This window comes from Streptomyces sp. NPDC004629, from assembly GCF_042873595.1.
In the GTDB taxonomy this organism is placed as follows: Bacteria; Actinomycetota; Actinomycetes; order Streptomycetales; family Streptomycetaceae; genus Streptomyces.
Genome location: NZ_JBIALO010000074.1, coordinates 1 through 5,330, shown reverse-complemented (window position 1 = coordinate 5,330; position 5,330 = coordinate 1). Strand labels below are relative to the sequence as shown.

At 72.1% G+C, this 5,330-nt stretch carries 1 protein-coding gene; it reads left to right on the top strand.

The annotated features are described in order from the left end of the window. Nucleotides 1-113: 113 nt before the first annotated feature. The coding region (locus ACFYTE_RS42080) for an SDR family NAD(P)-dependent oxidoreductase (protein WP_388722570.1) at nt 114-5,330 on the top strand (5,217 nt) is incomplete at its 3' end.

Here is a 5,330-nt window from a genome sequence, read left to right as displayed (position 1 = left end):
AGGTGAGCCCGCATCCGGTGCTGGTGCCAGCGGTGCAGGACATTGTGGACGGTCGTGAGGACGCGGTGCCCGTCGCGGGCACGCTCCGCCGTGGCGAAGGGTCCCTGCACCGCATGGTGCTGGCACTCGCCCAGGCCTATGTCCATGGCGTGGCCGTGGACTGGACGACCGTGCTCCCGGACTCCGGCGCGCGGCGCGTCCAGCTCCCGACCTATGCCTTCCAGCATCAGCACTTCTGGCCGGAGAGCGCCGGCGGGGCGACCGACGTCGGCGCCGCCGGGCTCACGGCAGCGGAGCATCCGTTGCTGGGGGCGATGCTGTCATTGCCGCAGAACGACGAGGTGGTCTTCACCAGCAGGCTGTCGGTGCGGACGCATCCGTGGCTGGCGGACCATGCCGTGCGCGATTCGGTGGTCTTCCCCGGCACCGGGTACGTGGAGTTGGCGATCCGCGCGGGAGACAGCGTCGGCTGCGACCGGCTCGACGAACTCGTCCTTGAGGCGCCGCTCGTGCTCCCCGCTTCAGGCGGCGCGCAGGTGCAGGTGGTGGCCGGGGCGCTTGAGGCTGGACAGCGCAGCGTCACGGTGTATGCGCGGGTGGACGGCGAGGAGACCTGGACTCGCCACGCGACCGGTGTCGTGAGCGCGTCCGCCGCCGACGACCGGGCCGGCGACGCGTTCGAAGCTCTTACCCAGGCCTGGCCCGCTGCGGATGCGGCACCGCTGGAGACCGAGCAGTTCTACCAGCAGCTGGCCGAAGGCGGTTTCCTCCGCTACGGCCCGGTGTTCCAGGGACTGCGCAAGGCCTGGCGGAGCGGGGACCGGATCCTCGCCGAGGTCGAACTGCCGGAGTCCGCCCGCGCTTCGGCGGAGTCGTTCGGCATCCATCCGGCGCTGCTGGACGCGGCACTGCACACCACGGTCTTCGCCGGTCTCGACGCGGCCGAGCAGGGCGGGCTGCCGTTCAGCTTCACCGACGTGCGGCTGCGCGCCTCGGGTGCGTCTCGGCTGCGGGTCGTGCTCACCCGGACCGGCCCGGACCAGGTCGCCATCGCGGTCGCGGACAGCGCCGGCGCTCCCGTGCTGTCGATCGGGTCGCTGGTCGTGCGGGCGCTCGCCTCGGACAGCTTGACGGCCGGCTCCGGCGATGGGGCCGTGTTGCTGACGCAGTGGCGCGAGACCGGGCCCGGCGCAGCCGGCCCGATGGGTGACTGGGTCACAGTCGCCCCCCGTGGCGCGGACTACCTTGACCTGAGCGCGGTCGGTACCGCGCTCGACGAGGGCAGGCCGGTGCCGGGAGCGGTCGTGCTGGCCGTGGCCGGCGGGCCGCACTCGGTGGTCCGGTCCACGCACGAGCTCACCGGCTGGGTGCTGCGGCAGCTGCAGTACTGGCTTGGTGAGGCGCGGTTCGCGTCGATCCCGCTGGTGGTGTCGACCCGGGGCGCGGTGGCCGTGCACTCGGGCGAGCCGGTGACCGACCTGGCCGCGGCCGCGGTGTGGGGTCTCGTGCGGTCGGCGCAGTCGGAGAACCCGGACCGGATCGTGCTGCTCGACACCGACACCGACACCGACACCGGCATCGGGATCGAGGCCGGTGTGCTGGGCGCGATCCTGGCGTCCGGCGAGCCGCAGTGGGCGGTGCGCGGCGGGCGGTTCCACACCGCACGGCTCGTCCGGGCCCGGCCGGTCGACGAACTGGCCGCACCGCGAGAAGTGCCCTGGCGGTTGGACTCCACGGACAAGGGCATGCTTGAGAACTTGGTGCTCGTGCCGGCTCCCGAACTGGCCGATCCGCTTGCACACGGGCAGGTGCGCGTTCAGGTCCACGCGGCGGGCCTCAACTTCCGCGATGTGCTCAACGCGCTCGACATGGTCAGCGACGCGCGCGCGGCGGGCCCGCTGGGCAGCGAGGTCGCGGGTGTCGTCGCGGAGGTCGGTCCCGGTGTGCCGCACCTGTCGCCCGGCGACCGGGTCATGGGCCTGGCGTTCGGCGCGTTCGGTCCGGTGGCGGTGACCGACCATCGGCTGCTGGCGAGGATCCCCGAGGGCTGGTCGTTCGCCACCGCGGCGTCGGTTCCTGTCGTGTTCCTGACCGCCTACTACGGGCTGCTGGATCTCGCCGGGCTGGAACCCGGTGAGTCGGTGGTGGTCCATGCCGGCGCCGGCGGTGTCGGGCTCGCGGCGATTCAGCTGGCACGCCACCGGGGCGCGGAGGTCTACGCCACGGCGAGTGAGGGCAAGTGGGGTGTCCTGCGGGAGTGGGGAGTCCCGGCCGAACGGCTGGCGTCGTCCCGGGATCTCGACTTCCGTGAGCGTTTCCGGGCCGCCACCGCGGATCGGGGTGTGGACGTGGTCCTGAACTCGCTCGCAGGGGAGTTCGTGGACGCGTCGGTGGATCTGCTGGCGCCGGGCGGGCGGTTCCTGGAGATGGGCAAGACCGACATCCGATCGCCGGAGGACTTCCCTGCCCGGTCGTTGAGCTACCGGGCCTTCGACCTGATGGAGGCCGGCGCCGATCGGATCCAGGAGATGCTGCGGGAGCTGACGGCGCTGTTCGAAACCGGCGGGATCCGGCCGCTGCCGGTGGCGGCGTGGGATGTGCGCCGGGCACCGGAGGCGTTCCGGTTCATGAGCCAGGCCAGGCACGTCGGCAAGCTGGTGCTGACGGTCCCGCAGCCCTTGACGCCCGACGGCACCGTGCTGATCACCGGTGCCGGTGGTCTCGGTGGCGTGGTGGCGCGGCATCTGGTGGCCGAGCACAGGGTGCGGAACCTGGTGCTGGTCAGCCGGCGCGGCTCCGACGCGCCGGGCGCCGCAGAGCTGACCGCCGATCTGGCGGGACAAGGGGCCCGGGTGACGTTCGCCGCCTGCGATCTGACCGACCGGCAGGCGCTGGCCGCGGTGATGGGCGCCGTCGGACCGGAGCATCCGCTGACCGCCGTCGTGCACACGGCGGGGATCCTGGAGGACGGGGTCATCGGCTCGCAGTCGCAGGAGCAGCTCGATCGGGTGCTGGCGCCGAAGGTCGACGCGGTCTGGAACCTGCACGAGCTGACCCGCGAGTACGACCTGTCCCGGTTCGTGGTGTTCTCGTCGCTGGCCGGACAGGTGGGGAACAGCGGGCAGGGCAACTACGCGGCGGGCAATGTGTTCCTCGACAGCCTGATGGCGCGCCGCCGTGCCGAGGGGCTGCCCGGGCAGTCGATGGCCTGGGGCGCCTGGACGACCGACGTTGGCCTGGTCGGGACCCTGTCCGACACGGATCTGCGCCGCATCGCCCGGTCGGCGATGCCGCCGCTGGGTGTGGAGCAGGGCATGAACCTGTTTGATCGGGCGTGGGACTCGGGCGCCGCGGTGCTGGGGCTGGCCCGGCTCGACGTCCGAGCGCTGCGCGCGCAGCGGGACGTCGCACCGCTGTGGCGGTCGCTGACCGGCAACGCGGCGCGGCGTTCCGCCGACAACACGCAGGGCGGTCGCGACGGCTTGGCGCGGCAGCTCACCGGGATGTCTGCTGCGGACGGGCTGGCGATCCTCGTCGAGCTGGTCCGCGAGGCCGCGGCAGCGGTGCTCGGCCACGCATCGAGCGCGCAGATCGACACCGCGCAGCCGTTCACCGAGCTGGGCTTCGACTCGCTGACCGCGGTCGAGCTGCGCAATCTGCTGCAGGCCAGGACCGGAGCGATCCTGCCCGCGAGCCTGGTGTTCGACCACCCGACCGTCACCCACGTCGCGAGGCATCTGGCGGGCGCGTTCGACGACACCGGGCCGGCGGGCACGGCTCCGCTGCCGTCACCGGCCTCCGTCACCGACGACCCGATCGTCTTCGTCGGGATGGCGTGCCGCTTCCCCGGCGGGGTGGCGGATCCGGACGATCTCTGGCAATTGGTCGCAGACGGAGCCGAGGGCATCACGCCGTTCCCCGCCGACCGTGGCTGGGACCTCGACGCGGCGCTCGGCGCCTCGGCGACGGGCGAGGGCGGCTTCCTGGCCGGCGTCGGCGATTTCGACGCGGCGTTCTTCCGGATCTCCCCGCGTGAGGCGTTGGCCACCGACCCGCAGCAGCGGCTGTTGCTGGAGGTGTCGTGGGAGGCCTTGGAACGCGCGGGCATCGACCCGAACTCACTGGCGGGCAGCCAGACCGGGGTGTTCACCGGCGCGTATCACATGGGCTACAGCGAGCTGGTCGCCCGCGGTGGTGAACAGCTGCAGGGCCACCAGATCACCGGTGCCGCGACCAGCGTCATCTCGGGCCGGGTGGCCTATACGCTCGGGCTGGAAGGTCCGGCGGTGAGTGTGGATACGGCGTGTTCGTCGTCGTTGGTGTCGATGCACCTGGCGGCGCAGGCGCTGCGGTCGGGCGAGTGCTCGCTCGCCCTCGCCGGCGGTGTGTCCGTGATGGCGTCGCCCGACGCGTTCGCCTTGTTCACGATGCAGGGTGGTCTGGCTGCGGACGGCCGGTGCCGGTCGTTCTCGGATGATGCCGATGGGACCGGGTGGGCCGAGGGTGTCGGTGTGGTGGTGCTGGAGCGGTTGTCGGATGCTCGTCGGCACGGTCATGAGGTGCTGGCGGTTTTCCGGTCGAGTGCGGTGAATCAGGATGGTGCGTCGAACGGTTTGACGGCGCCGAACGGTCCGTCTCAGCAGCGGGTGATCCGGCAGGCGTTGGCTGCGGCGGGGCTGTCCGCTTCGGATGTGGATGTGGTGGAGGCGCATGGCACCGGGACGCGGCTGGGTGATCCGATCGAGGCGCAGGCGGTGCTGGCGACCTATGGTCAGGACCGGCCCGAGGGCCGGCCGTTGTGGCTGGGGTCGTTGAAGTCGAACATCGGGCACGCGCAGGCGGCGGCCGGCGTGGCGAGCGTGATCAAGATGGTGATGGCGTTGCGGCACGGGGTGCTGCCGAAGACGCTGCACGTGGCGGAGCCGACCACGCAGGTCGACTGGTCCCAGGGCGAGGTGCGGCTGCTGACCGAGTCCGTCCCGTGGCCGGACACGGATCACCCGCGACGGGCCGGGGTGTCCGCGTTCGGTGTGAGCGGGACCAACGCGCACATCATCCTCGAAGCGCCCGCCGACGCCGGGTCCGGACAGGGCGCCCCGCCCGCGGAGCCCTCCGGTGTCGGCGACTTCGCCGCGGATGCTGTGGTGCCGTTGGTGCTCTCGGGTAGGTCGGGTGAGGCGGTGCGGGCTCAGGCGTTCCGGTTGTTGGAGCACTGGGAGGGGCGTCCGTTGGTGAGTGCGGTGGATGTGGGGTGGTCGTTGGTGAGTTCGCGGGCGGTGTTCGGTCATCGGTTGGTGGTGGTGGGTGCCGGTCGGGAGGAGTTGCTGGCC